11 protein-coding genes are annotated in these 16771 nt (G+C 66.5%); 4 read left to right on the top strand and 7 right to left on the bottom strand.

Annotated features, from left to right (window positions below; all coding sequences use genetic code 11):
• The first annotated feature begins 127 nt into the window (after positions 1-127).
• The gene (locus HZY97_RS14620) at positions 128-1930 is read left to right on the top strand and encodes a hypothetical protein (protein ID WP_180145172.1); all 1803 of its coding nucleotides are present in this window, start codon (positions 128-130) and stop codon (positions 1928-1930) included.
• A 50-nt stretch (positions 1931-1980) separates the two neighbouring features.
• On the opposite strand, the gene HZY97_RS14625 is transcribed toward HZY97_RS14620, so the two are convergent.
• A complete protein-coding gene (locus HZY97_RS14625; protein WP_180145175.1) occupies positions 1981-4542 on the bottom strand; it encodes a TonB-dependent receptor in 2562 nt (853 codons plus the stop codon).
• A 393-nt stretch (positions 4543-4935) separates the two neighbouring features.
• On the opposite strand from HZY97_RS14625, the gene rplJ reads away from it, so the two are divergent.
• Together rplJ and rplL are read left to right on the top strand one after the other, a co-directional pair.
• On the top strand, positions 4936-5451 hold the full coding sequence (gene rplJ, locus HZY97_RS14630; protein WP_180145178.1) for a 50S ribosomal protein L10: 516 nt from the start codon (positions 4936-4938) through the stop codon (positions 5449-5451).
• Positions 5452-5505: 54 nt separating this feature from the next.
• Positions 5506-5883: a 50S ribosomal protein L7/L12 gene (gene rplL / locus HZY97_RS14635; RefSeq protein WP_135987337.1), complete on the top strand. Its 378-nt coding sequence runs from the start codon at positions 5506-5508 to the stop codon at positions 5881-5883.
• Positions 5884-6189: 306 nt separating this feature from the next.
• Here the strand turns inward: rplL and HZY97_RS14640 are convergent, their stop codons facing one another.
• Positions 6190-7362, bottom strand: coding sequence for a hypothetical protein (locus tag HZY97_RS14640; RefSeq protein WP_180145181.1), 1173 nt, complete (start codon positions 7360-7362; stop codon positions 6190-6192).
• A gap of 123 nt (positions 7363-7485) precedes the next feature.
• Between HZY97_RS14640 and HZY97_RS21135 the strand changes: the two genes are divergently transcribed.
• Positions 7486-9483 carry an acyltransferase family protein gene (locus HZY97_RS21135; RefSeq protein ID WP_180145184.1) on the top strand — a complete coding sequence of 666 codons (1998 nt, stop codon included), beginning with the start codon at positions 7486-7488 and terminating at the stop codon, positions 9481-9483.
• Between the two features lie 54 nt (positions 9484-9537).
• On the opposite strand, the gene HZY97_RS14650 is transcribed toward HZY97_RS21135, so the two are convergent.
• From HZY97_RS14650 to HZY97_RS14670, 5 genes are all read right to left on the bottom strand, one after another.
• Positions 9538-10947, bottom strand: coding sequence for a pitrilysin family protein (locus tag HZY97_RS14650; protein ID WP_180145187.1), 1410 nt, complete (start codon positions 10945-10947; stop codon positions 9538-9540).
• The gene (locus HZY97_RS14655; RefSeq protein ID WP_180145189.1) at positions 10947-12338 is read right to left on the bottom strand and encodes a pitrilysin family protein; all 1392 of its coding nucleotides are present in this window, start codon (positions 12336-12338) and stop codon (positions 10947-10949) included. Before HZY97_RS14655 ends, HZY97_RS14650 begins: the two co-directional genes overlap by 1 nt.
• A gap of 76 nt (positions 12339-12414) precedes the next feature.
• Positions 12415-13287: an energy transducer TonB gene (locus HZY97_RS14660; protein ID WP_180145192.1), complete on the bottom strand. Its 873-nt coding sequence runs from the start codon at positions 13285-13287 to the stop codon at positions 12415-12417.
• Positions 13288-13394: 107 nt separating this feature from the next.
• A complete protein-coding gene (locus HZY97_RS14665) occupies positions 13395-15344 on the bottom strand; it encodes a CocE/NonD family hydrolase (protein WP_180145194.1) in 1950 nt (649 codons plus the stop codon).
• A 115-nt stretch (positions 15345-15459) separates the two neighbouring features.
• Positions 15460-16755, bottom strand: a complete 1296-nt coding sequence (locus HZY97_RS14670) for a hypothetical protein (protein WP_180145197.1) — start codon at positions 16753-16755, stop codon at positions 15460-15462.
• Positions 16756-16771: the final 16 nt, after the last annotated feature.

Here is a 16771-nt window from a genome sequence, read left to right on the forward strand (position 1 = left end):
CGGCACTGCCCTTCCTTGCCGCGTCGAGCGCGATTCCGGACATCGCCGAACCAGCATGCCCCCCGCTTCCTTCCCCCCGTTTTCACGCGCATAGTAGCGCATTGAGAGATAAGCGGGAGAGGCGATTATGCGGGCCCAGCGCGTGATTTTGACACTTGCCCTGATCGCCTTCCCGGCGCTCGCCGATGCGCAAGTGGCGAACCCCGACCAGGACGCCGCGATCGTCGTCCAGGGCCAGCGCGACAAGCCCAGCAACTGGCGCCAGGCCGAGACCGATCATGTCATGGTGATCAGCGACGGCGGCGAAAAGGACCTGACGCGGATCGCGCACAATCTCGAGCGGCTGCATTTCCTGCTCTCGGTGCTGCTCAACCGGGTCGACCAGCCCGATCAGACGGTGAAGCTGCGCGTCACGCTTGTCGGCGAGGGTGCCGAGTTCGACGCGATGGACCTCCGGAACCTGCGCTATTCTCCCGGCCCCTATGTCAGCGCCTTCCCCGCCCCGGCCTATTACGACCCGCGCGAGGACGGCGCGGTGTTCGCCGCGAGTCGCTTCGATCAGAAGGTGACGCTCGAACGGGGCCAGTCGCTGGCCAACATCCTGCCCGATCTGGTCCGCGCAACCGCGCCGGCCACGCCCGACACGCCCGGCGCTTCGCCGGAGAACCCCGGCCTCGCCGCCACGCTCTCCGCCAGCTATGCCGGATCGGTCGCGCGGTTCGGCCGTGACGACCCGATGGCGCTTTCGGTCAACGAAGTCGCGGTGCCGCTGTCGGCGGAGGGCCGGATCTATGCCGGCTATGCCCGCCACTTCCTGCTCACCAATTTCCCCCACGCCTATCCGCGCTGGTATGTCGACGGCTTTGGCGAGATGTTCGCAACGCTCGCGGTCGAGGGCGATGCCCGGATCGAATATGGCCGCGCGCCCGATGGCTATCGCAAGGTCCTCGACAAATATGCGCGCATGCCGGTCGCGGACATCCTCACCGGCCGGTACCTGAACGACCGCAAGACCAGCGCGCGCTGGACGCCCTTCCATGCCTGGGCGCTCACCCACATGCTGTTCTTCTCCAACGAGCGCAAAGGCCAGCTCCATGCCTATCTCGCCACGATCGCGGCGGGCGGATCGATGGAGCAGGCCGCGGCGGCGTTCGGCGACCTCGCCAAGCTCCAGAGCGAGTTGATCGCCTATGACCGCGCCAAGATGCCCTATGAGCAGATGTCCTACCCCGCCGACCGCGCGGCCGAACCGATCGTGCGCCGGCTGAGCGAAGGCGAGGCGGCGTTCGTCAAGGGCCGGCTGGAACTGGGCGCGCGCGTCGCGGTGCCGCCGGCCAGCGACGACGCGAAGCTCGAAAAGCTGCGCCAGGCCGCGATCGCACGGCGCGACGACTGGCTGAAGGACCTGCGCCGCGACGCCGCGCGCTATCCGGCGAACCTCGACGCGCAGCTGCTGCTCGCCGAAGCCGAATGCCGCAGCGGCAATGGCAGCGCGTGCGCGGGCGCGGCGGACCGGGCGCTCGCCCTCGCCCCCGGCAACAGCGACGCGCTCGCCTGGCAAGGCACCGCGCAGACCGAGACTGCCATCGCCGCCCCCGTCGGCCAGCGCGCCGCGAAGCTCAAGGCCGCGCGGGTGACGATCGCCCGCGCCAATCGCGCCAACAGCGAAAGCCCGCTGCCGCTGATCGCCTATTATCGCAGCTTCTCCGATGCCGGCGAGACGCCCCCGGACGTCGCGATCGAGGGGCTGATGAAGGCACGCGACCTCGTACCCGCCTCCCCCGCTCCCCGGCTGATGCTGGGCGAGGCGCTGGCGAAGCGCGGCAGCGGCGAGGCGGCGCGCCAGGCGCTCATCCCCGTGGCGAACGGCGCCTATGAAACGCCCGAAGCAGCCGAGGCGCGAATGGTGCTGGCCTCGCTGCCCAAATAGAAAGGGCCGGGAGGCAGAACCTCCCGACCCTTTCCTGTTTCAGTCGACGATCAGAACTGCGCCGAATAGGTGACGAACCACTGGCGCGGCGGGATCGGATAGGCCGAGTAGCTGTTCGTCGCCGAGCCGACCGAGAGCGTCGACACGCCCTTGATGTCGCCCAGATTGGTGACGTTCAGGCTGAGCTTGGCCTTCTTCATGCCGATCGCTTCCGCCGGCAGGTCCACGCCGACGCTCAGCGCGGCGAGGAAATAGGAGCCGACGCTCGCATCGTTGGTGAAGGTCGAATAGCGCTTGCCGACATAGTCGCCGACCAGCTGCGCCTCGACCGGGCCGACATTGAAGGTCGCGACCGTCTTGTTCATCCACTTCGGCGTGCCCGGCAGCTGCTTGCCGCAGGTCGGGACGACACCGCCGACGACCAGATAGCCGCCGATGCAGGTGTTGGTGGCGCCGCCGATGCCGGTTGCCGCCGAGGTATAATCGCTCTGGTACTTGGAGAGATTGTACGAGGTGGCATTGTAGAAGGAGAAGGTGCGGCCGAAGCGCAGCGTGAAGGCAGCATCGACGCCGTTGGTCTTCACGTCACCCACGTTCACCAGGATCGAGGTGCCGCCGGCGATCTGGCCGCCCGCGATGCCGCCCGGGTTGGTCGAGATCGCCAGCAGACGATCGCTGAAGTCGACATGATAATAGTTTATCTGCGCATCGAACCCGACATTGCCGCCGAAATTGCGGTGGCTGCGCAGGCCGGCTTCATAGGTCCAGCTGCTCTCCGGCTTGCCGTCGGTGGCAAAGGCGTTGAACGCTGCCTGGCTGCCCGTGAACCACGGGCCGCCACCACCGGCCAGATATGCCTGATACTGGCGCAGGTTCTTCTGGACGTTGAAATAGACGTTCTCATGGCCGTTGAAGTCATAGGTCGCGCCGACGGCCGGCAGGAACCACTTGAGCGTGTTGATCTTGCCCTCGGGCAGGCCACCGGTCAGGCCCGAGAGCGAGCCCAGCCTGGGCTGTACCGGGAAGCGGCCATCGGCCCATTGCGCGCTGGTCTTGAAGCCGAACTGGACGAGCAGCGGCTCGAACACCTGCCAGGTGTCCTGCACGTGCAGCTGCAGCTCGTTGATCCGCGCTTCGCCCTGATACTGGGTGAACAGCGGCTGCATCACGTCGAGCGGGCGGATATACGGCGTGCTCAGCGAAGGATCGCTGGCGGGAACCGCATACCAGCGGCGCCACTGGGTCGTGCTGTTGTGCTCGAACCAGCCGCCGAGTTCGATCTTGTGGTTGCCCAGGTCGAGGTTCAGCGCGGTTATCGCGCCGCTGCGGTCGATGCGATATTCGGTGGTGCGGGTGATCATGCCCGATCCGCCCGTAGCCGCGACCAGCGCAGCGCCGCGCGACGCCGCCTGGGCGTCGGTCAGCGCGGTGCAGGCGGCGGGGCGCACGCCGTTGCCGTTGGTGGCGAAGCGGCAGTTGGTCGGCAGCGTCGCATAGTTCGGATCGAGATAGGGCTGCGCAGTCGTGATCGACTGGCCCAGCGGGCCGGCGACGACGCCGACACCGTCGTTATGGTGGAAATAGACGGTGTTCGACAGCGTGATGTTGTCGGCGATATGCGCGTCGTAGCGCGCATAGGTGAGCCAGTCGGTGCGCTGCGCGTCCGAATAATAGTTGCGATAATTGCCGCCGGCGGCCGCAGGCGAGTTGCCCAGCGCGTTGATATAGCTGCGGTAGCCGGTGAAGTCGTTGTAGAAGAACGGCTTGGTATAGGGCGTATAGAGCTGAACGGCAGTGGCGGTGCCGCCGGCCGAGGGCTTGAAGAAGGTGGTGGCGTCCTCGTTCGGCTGCTTCATGTCGTTATAGTCGAGGAACAGGGTCAGCTTGCCGACGCTGTCGTCATGGACGAACTTGCCGTTTGCCTGCCAGCCGCTCTGCCAGCCGTTGAAGTCCCAGGCCTTCGCCTTCTGGCGCGCCACCGAGACATAGCCGGCATTGGTGCCGCCGCCGAAATTGCCGGTGTCGAGGCGCAGGAAGGTGCGCGAGGTGTTGTAGCTGCCCAGCGTCTGGTTGGTGGTGAGGCCGAACACCTGGCTGGGGTCGGACGAATAGGTCTCGACCGTGCCGCCCAGATTGCTGTTCGACGCGGTGGCGAGATCGCCGGCGCCCGTCGCCACGACGACACGGCCGACATTCTCCGAGATCACCGCGCGCTGCGGCGAAAGGCCGTTGTAATTGCCGTAGCTCTGGTCGCCCAGCGGGATGCCGTCCATCGTGTAGCCGAGCTGGTTGCCGGCGAAGCCGTGGATGAAGATCTGGGCGTTCTGCTCGTTGTTACCCCAGGGATCGGCAGTGATGTAGAGCACGCCCGGCAGCGTCTGGATCGCCTTGAGCGGCGAAACGCCCGGCAGGATCTTCTGGATCTCGCTCGCCGGGATCGCAGTGGCCGAGCGGGTCTGCTTCGCAGTGACGAGGATCGTGTCGTCGGCGGCGGGTGCGCTCGCGTCCTCGGCGGGCGCTGCCTGGTCCTGCGCATGGGCCGGCGCGGCCATCGCGGCGAAGGAAAGAGCTGCAGCACAAACGGTGGCGCGAAGCGCGTGGCGAACGGTCATTATACCCCCCTGGGAATCGCGGCTTCGTTGCGCCGCAGCAACGGCGCCTAGGCGGGGGATGCGGCAGTCCTGTTCCACTTCCGCGACACGTTCGGGAAACATCCGTGACGGGATTGCGACACACAGGGCGAGCCTCGCCGCGCGATTGACTTATCCACAAGAATCGCTATTGGCGCGCCTTCCTCCTTCGGGAGGAGACCGTCCGAGACAGCGAGTGCAGGGAATATGCCCTGCTTGATTTCTCGCCTAGACGGGGACAGATTTTTACCGGCGGCTCTGCTCAGCGGAGCGCTCGGGTCATGCCCAGGGATCTGGGCGCGACGATCCATCCCCTCGGACATTTTGTAACCGGGCATTTCCCGCAAGGGAGACGCTCATAACGAGGAGACCGGCATGGATCGTTCCCAGAAGGCCGACGCCGTTGCCGAGCTGAACCGCACCTTTGGCGAGGTTGGCGTGGTGGTTATCACCCGCAATCTCGGGATGACCGTCAAGCAGTCGACGGACCTCCGCAACAAGATGCGTGAAGCCGGCGCGAGCTATCGCGTCTCGAAGAACAAGCTTGCCAAGATCGCCGCTAAGGACACCGATTATTCGGTGATCGCGGACCTGCTCACGGGTCCGACGGCGCTCGCCACTTCGATCGACCCCGTGGCTGCGGCCAAGGTTGCGATCGATTTCGCCAAGACGAACGACAAGCTCGAAATCGTCGGCGGCGCAATGGGCAAGCAGCTTCTCGACGCGGAAGGCATCAAGGCACTCGCCTCGCTGCCGTCGCTCGACGAACTGCGTGCAAAGCTCGTGGGTCTGCTGGTTGCTCCGGCAACCAAGATCGCGACGATCACGCAGGCACCGGCGGCCCAGCTCGCACGCGTGCTTTCGGCATATGCGGAGAAGGAAGCCGCCTAAGGCGGTTTTCGGCACCTATTTTTCCTGAACCATCTGATTTTATTGGAGTATATCATGGCTGACCTGAACGCGCTGGTTGACCAGCTGAGCGAACTGACCGTCCTCGAGGCCGCTGAGCTCTCGAAGCTGCTCGAAGAGAAGTGGGGCGTCTCGGCCGCCGCTGCCGTTGCTGCCGCTCCGGCTGCTGGCGGTGGCGCCGCTGCCCCGGCTGCTGAAGAGCAGACCGAGTTCGACGTGATCCTCACCGGCGACGGTGGCAAGAAGATCAACGTCATCAAGGAAGTCCGCGCCATCACCGGCCTGGGCCTGACCGAAGCCAAGACCCTGGTTGAGTCGGCTCCGAAGGCCGTCAAGGAAGGCGTGAACAAGGACGAGGCCGAGAAGATCAAGAAGCAGCTCGAAGAAGCTGGCGCGACCGTCGAGGTCAAGTAAGCTTCTTAGCTTCTCAGCTAAAAGATCAGGGCGGTCCGGCAACGGGCCGCCCTTTTCTTTTGGGCTGACGGCGAACGAACCGGCCGTGCTTGCAATGTAGGATTTCGCCTGCTTGGCTTGCGGTGTGGGCCTAACGCCCGCCGCTCTTTCATTTTGTTGGAAAAATAGGATCCCGTCCGCGCAAGAATCTTGCGAGACGCGCGGCGCTTCCCCGAAGAGAGTCAAGCCAGGCGCCGGCAAAAACCACTCTCAGCCTGTACTTCGTGTACTTTGGCGAGTCGCCGCGGCGCGCGGTGTTGGACGGCGTCAGGCCGCCGCCACCTGCCTGGCGAAATAGCGGTGCGCCGCCAGCGGTCCCGTCGGCGCCGGGCGGTCGAGCCAGAGCGGGCCGAGCTTGTCGCCCTGCCCCACCGTGCCCAGCATGAAGTCCATGCCGAAGCGCCGCACGCTGAGGCCACCGCGCCAGCGCAGGTCGATCAGCACGATCGGCACGAACATCGGCCGCCCGCCAACCTGCACCACCTGGATGCCCGAATGCGGGATGGCGAGCCGCACGGGCATCCGCCCGCCCGCACCCGGGGCCAGGTCGAACGGCGCGCCGCCAGGCTCGCCGGGCGGGCCGCCATGGAAGCCGGCGATCACTGCATCCTGCTGCGCATGCGCGCTCATCGCAGCGAAGGCGATACGGATATTCTCCGCCGGGGCGCCGGTGGCGTTGCCGACCAGCAGCTCGAACTCGAGCAGCACTTCCTTCTCGGCGTAGATCACCCGGTGTGGATTGAGCACCAGTTCGAAGGGGTCGCCGTTAATTGGAACCGGAGCGGGCACCGGCGCGGCGGGCGCCACTGGTGAGAGGCCCGGCGGAGGCTGGACCCGAACCGGAGGCGGCGGCGATGCGGCGACCGGTTCGGCTTCGAAGACTTCTTCTTCCGCGTCCTCTTCACGACGGCGGCGATTGAACAAAAGCCAGCCGCCAAGCCCGAGCAGCGCCGTACCGCCCGCCCCAGCCGCGGCCCAGAGCCAGGGCGGCGTGGCGGCTTCCGGCTGCGACACCGGTGCCACGGTCGCGACCGGTTGCGGCGAAGCGCTCGCCAGCGGCGTGGGTGTGGCGAGCAGTACGGCGGCGGGCGATGGGGCCGGTGTCTGTGCCGGCGTGGGTGTGGCGCTGACGGGTGTGGCTTCGCGGGGCACGGGAGCCGGGCGCGCGGCGGGCACTTGGCGCTGCGGCACGGGTACAGCGGCGCTGGCCGTGGGGGTCGGAGAGGGCACCGGCGCAGGGGTCGGGCTCGGCGTCGGCGCGATGCTGAACCGTTCGGGAATCACGCCGGGAAGCTGCTGCTGGGCGGGTGCGCGCGGCACGATGATCGGCGCAGGCGTCGGGCTCGGGGCCGGCACGTCCTGGGCATGCGCGGTCGGCGCGACGAGCGTCGCTGCGGCGATGCCACCTAGCCAAACAGTCCTGAGCCTCCCTGCGTTCACACCTGATTCCTGGCCTTGTGAAGATGAACGGCGGCTGCACATTGCGCGCCGTTCGCCGCATGTCGAGGGCGGATTGTCCCCGCTCGCGCCGTCCCCTAGACGCAGGCAATCTGGGGAGGCGATGTGACAAGCGAACCAACGGGGCAGCGCTCCGGCTATATTCCGGCGATCGACGGGCTGCGCGCGATCGCCGTCATATCGGTGATCCTCTTCCACCTCTGGCCGTGGAGCCTCCCCGGCGGCTTCACCGGAGTGGACATCTTCTTCGTCATCTCGGGCTATGTGGTGACCGGATCGCTGGTCGGCCGCGAATTCACCAGCCTCAGGCAGCTCGCCAGCTATTTCTACGCCCGCCGGCTGATGCGGATCATGCCGGCGCTGATCACGATGCTGCTGGCGACGCTGCTCGCCGCGCAGCTCTTCATCCCCGATGCCTGGCTGAGCAACAGCCTCGCCCAGGTCGGCCGCTTCGCCTTTTTCGGCCTGAGCAACGTCGTGCTGGCTACCGACACCGACAGCTATTTCGGCCCGCAGGCGGCATACAACCCATTCACCCACACATGGTCGCTGGGCGTCGAAGAGCAGTTCTACCTCTTCTTCCCGTTCATCCTGTGGTGGCACCACCGCCTGCAGTCGGGCGCCAAGGCGGTCCGGCTGGTGGCGATCCTCTCGGGCCTTTCGCTGCTGCTCTGCGCGGTGCTCGGCTTCGTCGCCCAGAAATTCGCCTTCTACCTGATCTTCCCCCGCTTCTGGGAACTGGGCGCGGGCATGCTGCTCTGCCTCACCCGCGAGCGCTGGCAGCCCTGGGCAGCGGGCAAAAGCTGGCTCGCCCCACTGGGCGCGCTGCTGATCGCCGCCGGCTTCGCCCTGCCCGAGGGCCCGTTCTTCCCCTTCCCCGGCGCACTGCTCCCGGTGGCGGGCACTGCGCTCGTCATCATGGCGATCCTCGGCGGCACTGCGCCGCGTATGCTGGGCAGCCGCCCGATCGTGGCGGTCGGCCTGCTCTCCTATTCGCTGTACCTCTGGCACTGGCCGGTGTTCGTGCTGTTCCGCTGGACGACCGGACTCCACACGCTGAAGCTCCAACTTGCCGCGCTGGCGATCGCAGTTACGCTGGCGATCTTCTCCTATTTCCTCGTGGAGAGGCCGCTGCGTTCGGGCCTCAAGGGCTGGCCGCGCGGGCGAGTGGTGACGGCGGCGATTGCCGGGGTGCTGGTGGCGGCGCTCGCCGGCCAGGGCCTGATCGCCGCGCATGACCGGATCACGCTGAGCGTCACCCGCGATCGCTTCGCCTGGTATGCCGAACCGGATCGCCCGCTGCCGATCGAGCTGACCGGCTGCGCGCCGACTTCCGCCGAAGAGCGGCTGGCGCACGGCAAGGTCACCGTGTGGACCCCGCGCTGCACCAAACCCGACAGCTTTACCCTGTTCGTACCGGCGGACTCGCACGGCCTCGCCTATACCCCCGCACTCCAGCGGTTGGCGGCGGAGACCGGGGCGACCGTCCGCCTCTATTTCCGCGCCAGCTGCCCCTATTTCAAGCTGATCGAGACCCACGCATCGCGCCCGCGCTGCGCCGACTGGTATTCGGGTATCGAGCAGGACGTCGCCGCCCGTTCGAAGCCCGGCGACGTCGTGTTCCTGCCCGGGCTGCGCGTCACGCGTCTCGCCAACCAGTTCGACAATGACCGTGACCTGATCGGCCCGCATGACGACGCCGTCAGCCAGGAGAGCTTCACCGAGGCGCAGCGGATCGCCGGCCGGCTCGCGGCGAAGGGCGCGCGGCTGGTGCTGGAGGCGCCCAAGCCCATCTTCCCCAGTCCCACCTTCCGCTGCGCCGACTGGTTCAATCGCACCAACCCGATCTGCCAGGGGCTGACGATCCCGCGCGAGAAGATGCTCGAGCGCCGCCGCCATGTGATGCGTGCGATGAGCGGGCTGGTCGCGAGCCAGAAGGCGATGATCCTGTGGGACCCGCTGCCGATCCTCTGCCCCGGCCAGACCTGCGAGGCGCTGCCCGGCGGCCAGCCGCTGTTCCTCGACGGCGATCATCCGAGCGGGCTCGGCAATGACCGGATCTATGCGGACCTGAAGCGGACGATCCTGGGCGCGCGGCCATAAAGAAAAGGCCGGGGTCGCGCCCGGCCTTTCCAGTTTCCGTTGTTCAGCGGGCGATCACGGCACCGTCACCGTCGTCGCCGGGATATTCGCCAGCTCGGGCTGTGCCTTGAGCTGCGGGACGACCGTCTTGAGATCGCCGACTACCACCAAAGTGAGCTTGCCGATCGGATAACCGGCATTGGCCGAGGCCATCATCTGCTCGGGCGTCACCGCCAGCACCGCAGGCACATAGCGCTCGGTCCAGTCGCCCGGCAGGCCGAGCAGGTCGCGCGTCGCCAGCGTACCGACCACTGCGTTCGAGGTGGAGTTCTGGATCGCGAACAGCCCGGCCAGATAAGTGCGGATGCCCTTGTTCTCGTCGGCGGACACCGCCTCGGTCTGCATGCGGCGAATCTCGTTGAACACCTCGTGCAGCGAGTCACCGGTATGCTCGGTGGTCACATCCGCCTGGAAAGTCCACAGCGCCTGTTCGGGGGTGAAATCGACGTCGGAATAGGGCGAATAGGTATAGCCCTTGTCTTCGCGGATGTTGCGCGTGATGCGCGAGCTGAAGGCGCCGCCGAGCAGCGCGTTGGTGACACGCTGCGGGATGTCCGCGTCGCTGCCGGCGCGATTGGCGTCGAAGCTCAGGCGCAGCGTGGTCTGCGGCGCGCCGGGACGGTCGATCAGGAGGATCCGCGGACCAGCCTGGTGCGGGCTTTGCAGCGTGATAGGATCGGGACCCGCCGACCAGCCGGCAAAGGCCTTGTCGATCGCCGCCTTCACCGCAGCCGCATCGAAACGCCCCGCGATGTAGAGATGCGCGCGTTTCGCGCCGAACTGGCCGGAATGGAATGCCTTCACCTGGTCGATCGTATAGCCCTGGAGCTGCGCGGCGCTCGGGATGAGCCGGCCATAGGGATGGTTCGCGCCATAAATAGCGCGGCCCAGCGCGACATCGGCCAGCGTGCCGGGTTCCGACAGCGAGACCGAGAGCTGGCGGCCGAGATTGGCCTTTACCCGGGCCAGCTCGCTGGCCGGCAGCGTCGGCCGGATCGCCACGTCGCTGATCAGCTGGATCGCGGCGGGGGCATATTCGGAGAGCACATTGGTGCTGACCTGGGTGGTCTGCATCCCTGCGCTGACATTGAGCTGCCCGCCCATCCCCGCCGCGGCGGCGGCGAGATCGGCGGCGGTCTTGCCCGCCGCGCCTTCCTTCATCAGCGCGCCGGTGACTTCGGAAAGCCACACCGCATCGCCTTCATTGACCGCGCCGGCACGGACGCGAAGCGACACTACCGTCTTGGGGGCGACGCCATAGGGGATCAGCGTAACCTGCAGCCCGTTGGGCAGCGTATAGGTCTCGGTCGCCGGCAGCTTGAACGGCTTGGGATCGCTGATCGGCGGCGCGGGCGGGAAATTGTCCTGGGCCAGCGCCGGCGTGGCGGCGAGCATCGCCGCGAATGCGAAGAGCGCGCGCTTCATCACTTGCCTCCCTTGGGCTGGGCGCCCGGCTCGACGACGTAGACCGAGCGATTGGTCTTGCGGAGATATTCTTGGGCGGTCTTCTGGATCAGCGCGGGCGTCACCTTGGCGAAGCCCTCCTCGATCCGGTTCACTGTGCCGGGATCATTGTCAAACAGCGCGTAGACGGCGAGCAGGTCGATCAGGCCGACCCGCCCTCCCCCATCGATAGTGCCGTAGAGGTCCGAGCGCATCTTGGTGCGGGCGCGTTGCAGCTCGGCCGCGCTGACCGGCGTCGTCCGCAGCTCCTCGATCACCTCGTCGACCGCCTTGGTGATCTGGGCGGTCGAGTGCGTGGTGTCGTGCGTGAAGCTGAAGCTCCACAGCATCGGCCCGCGATAGTTGAACATGTTGCCGAGATCGCCGTTGATCCCACCCGACAGCTCGCCGGCGATGCCGGTGTCGGAAACCAGCTTCTTGAACAGCCGGCTGTCGTCGCCCTGGAGCAGGATCTGGTCGATCAGCCCCATCGCGTACCATTCGGGTGTGCCCCGATCGGGGACGTGGTAACCGGCGGCATAGCCCGGCTTGGGGGCAAGCGCATCGACGCGGCTCTTGAACTTCTCGGCCTCCTGGCGCGCCTCGGAGATGTCCGGCTGTGCCACTGCGGGCTTCTTGGCGAGCGGCGCGAAATACTTCTCCACCATCGCGCGGGTAGCGGCGTAATCCAGGTCGCCGGCGATCACGAGCACCGCGTTGGACGGGCGATAGAACGCCTCGGAAAAGCTCTTGGCGTCGGGCACCGTCGCCGCCTCGACCTCGGTCAGCTCGCCGTAGAAATTGTGGCTGTTGTACCAGTTGGTGTTGGCCAGCATCGGCAGGTCGATCCACGGCCAGGTGCTGTAGGGCTGGTTGAGGACGTTGACCTTGATCTCGTTGCCGACCACGCCCTGCTGATTCTTCAGCACGACATCGTCGATCACCGGATTGGCCATGCGATCGGCCTCGAGCCACAGCATCCGCTCGAGCGCGCCCGAGGGCAGGATCTCATAATAGTTGGTGAAGTCGAAGCGGGTCGAGCCGTTGTTGACGCCGCCCGAATTGGTGATCGTCGTGTCGAACACGCCCTTGGGCGCGTGCTTCGATCCCTGAAACATCAGATGCTCGAACAGATGGGCGAAGCCGGTACGGTCCTTGGGCTCTACGCGGAAGCCGATGCCGTAATAAACGCCGATCGTCACCGTCGGCGCGATCGTGTCCCTGGCGAGGACGACGCGCAGGCCGTTGGCGAGCGTGAAATATTGCGTGTCGACGTTCAGCTTGCTCGCCGCGGCGGGCGCACCGGCCTGGGCGTGCGCGAGTGCTGGAAGCGCGGTCGCCGCCAGGGCAAGCGCGAGGCTCAATTTCTTCATCGTTCTGGACCCCCTGGGACTCGGGAACTGTATTGAGAGATTAACACGCTAAAGCCAGCCCTGCGCAAGGGGCTGCTCAGCGGATCTTCCAGCTCACCTTCTGGACGAAATAGGAGCGCATCGGTTTGCCGGTGGCGTCCAGCGCAGGATCGAACCGGCCACGGCGCGAGACCATGCGGCAGGTCAGGTCAGCAAAGTCATCGGGGCTGGTGCGCGCCAGCACGTAGCAGCCGGTGATCTTGCCTTCCTCATCGACGTCGAGCCGGAACTGCACCACGCCATTGTGCCCGCCGGCCAACGCGCCGCCCGGATAGTCATTGGGGTTCAGCCAGTTCTGCGGCGCGTTGGCCGGCTTCGCGCGCCGCTGCGCGGCTGCCTGCTGCTCCGGATCAAACCCCCAGCTCTTGACCAGCGTCTCCGTGCAGTGCCGCAGCAACGTCATCGGCTTGGCCAGCGAACCGAATTCCAGATGGAGCGGGCGCCAGCCCTCCAGATCGACCGTGACGCCGGTCACCCTGGCTTCCTGCTCCGGCGTAACGTCCGGAGCCTTTTCGTCGCGCGACTTGCTTTCCCAGCCATCGAGCCGGGTACCCGAGAGGAACATCGCCTCCAGCGTGCCGGCATTGCCGTGGAAGCCGTCGACATGGCCCGCCTTGCCCAGCCCGAAATCGAGCTTACCGCTCACATTGGCGAAGGAAGATTTGTAGCGGTCGCCATAGAGCGAAAATTCGAAGCGGTCGGTCGGCTCGTAGCGGCTGAAGCGCGCGATCACCTTGGCCTTGCCATCGCCAAAGACCGAGAAGAGGTGACAGCCGTCGCGATCATAATCGACGACCCATTTCTCGCTGCGCTTGATCGTCTCGACCGGCTTGTCCCCCGGACCGATCGCGAAGGCCGGCGCAACCAGGCCGGCCCCGGCCAGGACAAACAGCACACGCTTCAACATCATCCGATCCCCCTTCGCGGTGCGGCCAGTCAGGCCGTCGCCGCATAGCTTGTTTCAATCGGATGTGTCCGGGGCGTTACGCAAGCGCATAACGCCCCGGAATCGTGCAATTACTTCTCCTGGGCCGCCGACTGATCGAGCGGCACCACCGGCAGCAGCACGCTGCTCGAATTCGCACCACCATACATCAGCGTCACCGTCGCCTTCTGGTAATCCTCGGGCTTGGCGAAGAAGATGTTCGGCACGAACTTCTGCGGGTTGCGGTCATAGACCGGGAACAGGCTCGACTGGACCTGCACCATGATCCGGTGCCCCGGCTGGAAAACGTGGTTCACGCTCGGCAGGCGGAACTTGTATTCCTGGACCTTGTTCGCCGGGATCGCCGTCGGGTTCGAGAAGCTGTTGCGATAACGGCCGCGGAAGATGTCGAGGCTGATCGGCAGCTGGAACCCGCCCATCTCCTTCTTGGTGACATAGTCGTCCGGATAGACGTCGATCACCTTGACCACGAAGTCGCCGTCAGTGCCCGTCGTCTTGGCGAAGATGTCCGCCATCGGCGCGCCCGAGACGCGGACCGGCGCGGTGAGCGGATCGGTCATATAGGTCATCACGTCGGGTCGGCCGTCGACGAAGCGCTGGTCGGTGACAAGATAGGTCGACCAGCGGCCGTCCTGGAAGTTCACCGGGCGCGGCAGATGCGGCACGGGCTTGGCGGGATCCGAGACATAGGAATCCGAGCCTGCGCCGGGCTTGTCGAAGCTGAGCCCCTCGGTCGGCTTGAGGTAGATCGGCGTCATCTTGGTGCCGCAGCCATCGTCGCAGGCGAGCGGCCACTTGCTCAGATAGTCCCAGCGGTTCTCGCCGGTGTTGTAGAAGCTCGCCTTGGCGGGGGTGAAGGGCGGCGCACCGTCCTTCAGATAGGCGTTGAAGAACGGCAGCAGGATGTCGCGGCGTGCCTGGAGCGCGGTGTCGCCCTCGAAGTTGAGCACGCCCAGCGTCGAGCCGTTATAGTTGAAGCCCGAATGGCGCCACGGCCCCATCAGCAGGAAGTTCTTGTCGGCAGAAGACGTCTTCTGCATCGCCTCCCAGCTGTGGATCGCGCCGTACATGTCCTCGTGATCCCAGATGCCCTGCTCCCAGAGCGTCGGCACGTTCGACGGGTTCTTGGCGATCAGCTTGTCGAGCGCCTGGAGCTGCCAGAACTCGTCATAGGCGACATGCTGGCTCATCTTGTTCCAGGCAGGCAGCTGGTCATAGCCAAACTTCTTCGCCCAATCGCCGGCCGAACCGACCTTGCGGAACGTGTCATAATCGTCCCAGTCGGGGCGCGGCGGCGCCTTGCCATTGCCCTTGTAGCCGGTCTGCGCGCCGATCCAGCCGATGTTCGCCAGGCGGAACGCGCCGTTGTGGAACCAGTCGTCGCCCATCCAGCCGTCGATCATCGGGCTCTCCGGCGCGGCGACCTTGAGCGCCGGGTGCGGATTGAGCAGCGCCATGACGACGGTGAAGCCTTCATAGCTCGAGCCCAGCATGCCGACCTTGCCGTTCGACTCTGGCATGTTCTTCGTCATCCACTCGATCGAGTCATAGGCGTCGGTGGTGTGATCGACCTTGGTCGGGTTGAGCGGACCGACCGGCGGGCGGGTGATGACGTAGTCACCCTCCGACTTGTACTTGCCGCGAATGTCCTGGAACGCGCGGATATAGCCCGCCTTGACGAACACCTCATCGCCCTCGGGCAGCGTGTTGATCATCTTGCCGCTCTCGGTGCGGACGACGCGGCCGGCGGCGTTATAGGGCGTGCGGGTGAACAGGATCGGCGCGTTCTTGGCGCCCTTGGGGATGATGAAGACGGTGTAGAGCTTCACCCCGTCACGCATCGGGATCATCACTTCGCGCTTGATATAGTCCGCGGGCAGCGCGGGCGGGTCGAAGTTGGGCGGAATGTCGTTGAACGCGGCCGGCGCCTGGGTGGTGTTGGGACTTTCCTGGGCCTGCGCAGCGGCAGTGGCGAGGATGGCCGTCCCGGCGGCGAGTGCGAGCAGCGACTTCTTGTTCATTTGATCTTGTCTCCCTGAGGAATGGCGTGTCGTAGGCCCAAAACCATGCGCAAGAAAAGAGCCCGCCCCTCCCTTCCGGAAAGAGCGGGCTCCTGTGTCCCCGATATGTCAGAGTTTAGGCGTGCTCGGGCTGGCCATAGAGTTCGGCGGCGAGATCATCGACCACGTGCGGGCGCGACGAACCGATCGCGCCGATGCCACCTTCATAGGCCGGGCGGCCGATCCGGAACGCCGCCGAGGTGCGCGCCTCGCTGCCGTCCGGCAGCGTGTAGCGAGCCTCTGCGACAACGACCGGATTGAAGGTACGGCCAAGCTCGCCCTTCGGCACCGCGAGGTGCGCGTCGACGCGGGTGCCGTCACCCGGCTCGATCGACACCGGCGGCACGATCGTGTCGCTGCGATGCTCGGTCAGCAGGCGATCCATCTCGGTGCCCTCGGCCTCATCGGCGAGCATGAAGCTCGAGATGCGGACGTTGCGCGCCTCGGTGTCACCCGAATTGCCGACGGTCAGCTCGAAATCGACCATCGCCTCTTCCTCGCTGGTGCCGGCGCTCACCGGGCGCAGGCCAAGCTCGATCCACGGGCGATGCGAGACCGGGGCGACCGCGTCGGCAACACCGGCAAGGTCATCCTTGCGCGCTTCGGCGATCTCGGCCTCCTCGACCTGCTCGGCGACCGGAACCACTTCCGGCGTGATCGCGGGCGGAACTGCGCGCGGATCGATACGCTCGCTGACCGGAGCAACGACTGGCTCGACGACCGGCGCAGCGGCGACCGGCGCGACATAGACCGGCTCGGCATAGGCCGGCTCGGTGGTGACGGCTTCGTCATTGCGGCGACGGCGCGAGAGCAGGAACACCGCGAGGCCGGCAATCACCAGCGCAAGGCCACCGAGCAACCACGGCCAGAGGACCGGGCTGCTGCTGGTCGTCGTGGTCGAGCTGTCGACCGCGACGGGCGCGGGCTCGGGTGCCGGCGTGGTGTCGACCGGGGCAGCTACCGGCGCGGGCGCGGCGTCCTGCACCGGCACGGGCGAGGACGGCGGCGCCGTGGGGGTGTCGGCAACGGGTGCCGGCGCCGGGGCAGCCTGGCGCGCGGGCGCAGGCGCGGCGCGGGTGGTCGTCGTGGTAGTCCGCGTCGTCGTAGCGCGGGCGGCGGGTGCGCGGCGGGCGGCCGGAGCCGGCGCGTCAGCCGCGGCGGTGCCGCGCTGTTGCTCCTCGACCGACGGCACCGACTGGACCACCGGGGCCGAAGGCTGGATCACGACCTGCGGCTGGGCAGCCGGCGCAGGCGCGGGTGCCGGCGTCGTCATGATCGGCGGCGGGGTAACCTGCTGGGGGGCGTCCTGCGCAAAGGCAGGCGTGGACAATATCGCGGCGCCGATAAACAGCGCGGCACGGGTGGTACGCATTACGGGTCTCTCCTTC

This window comes from Sphingomonas sp. R-74633, assembly GCF_013416555.1.
Lineage (GTDB): Bacteria > Pseudomonadota > Alphaproteobacteria > Sphingomonadales > Sphingomonadaceae > Sphingomonas.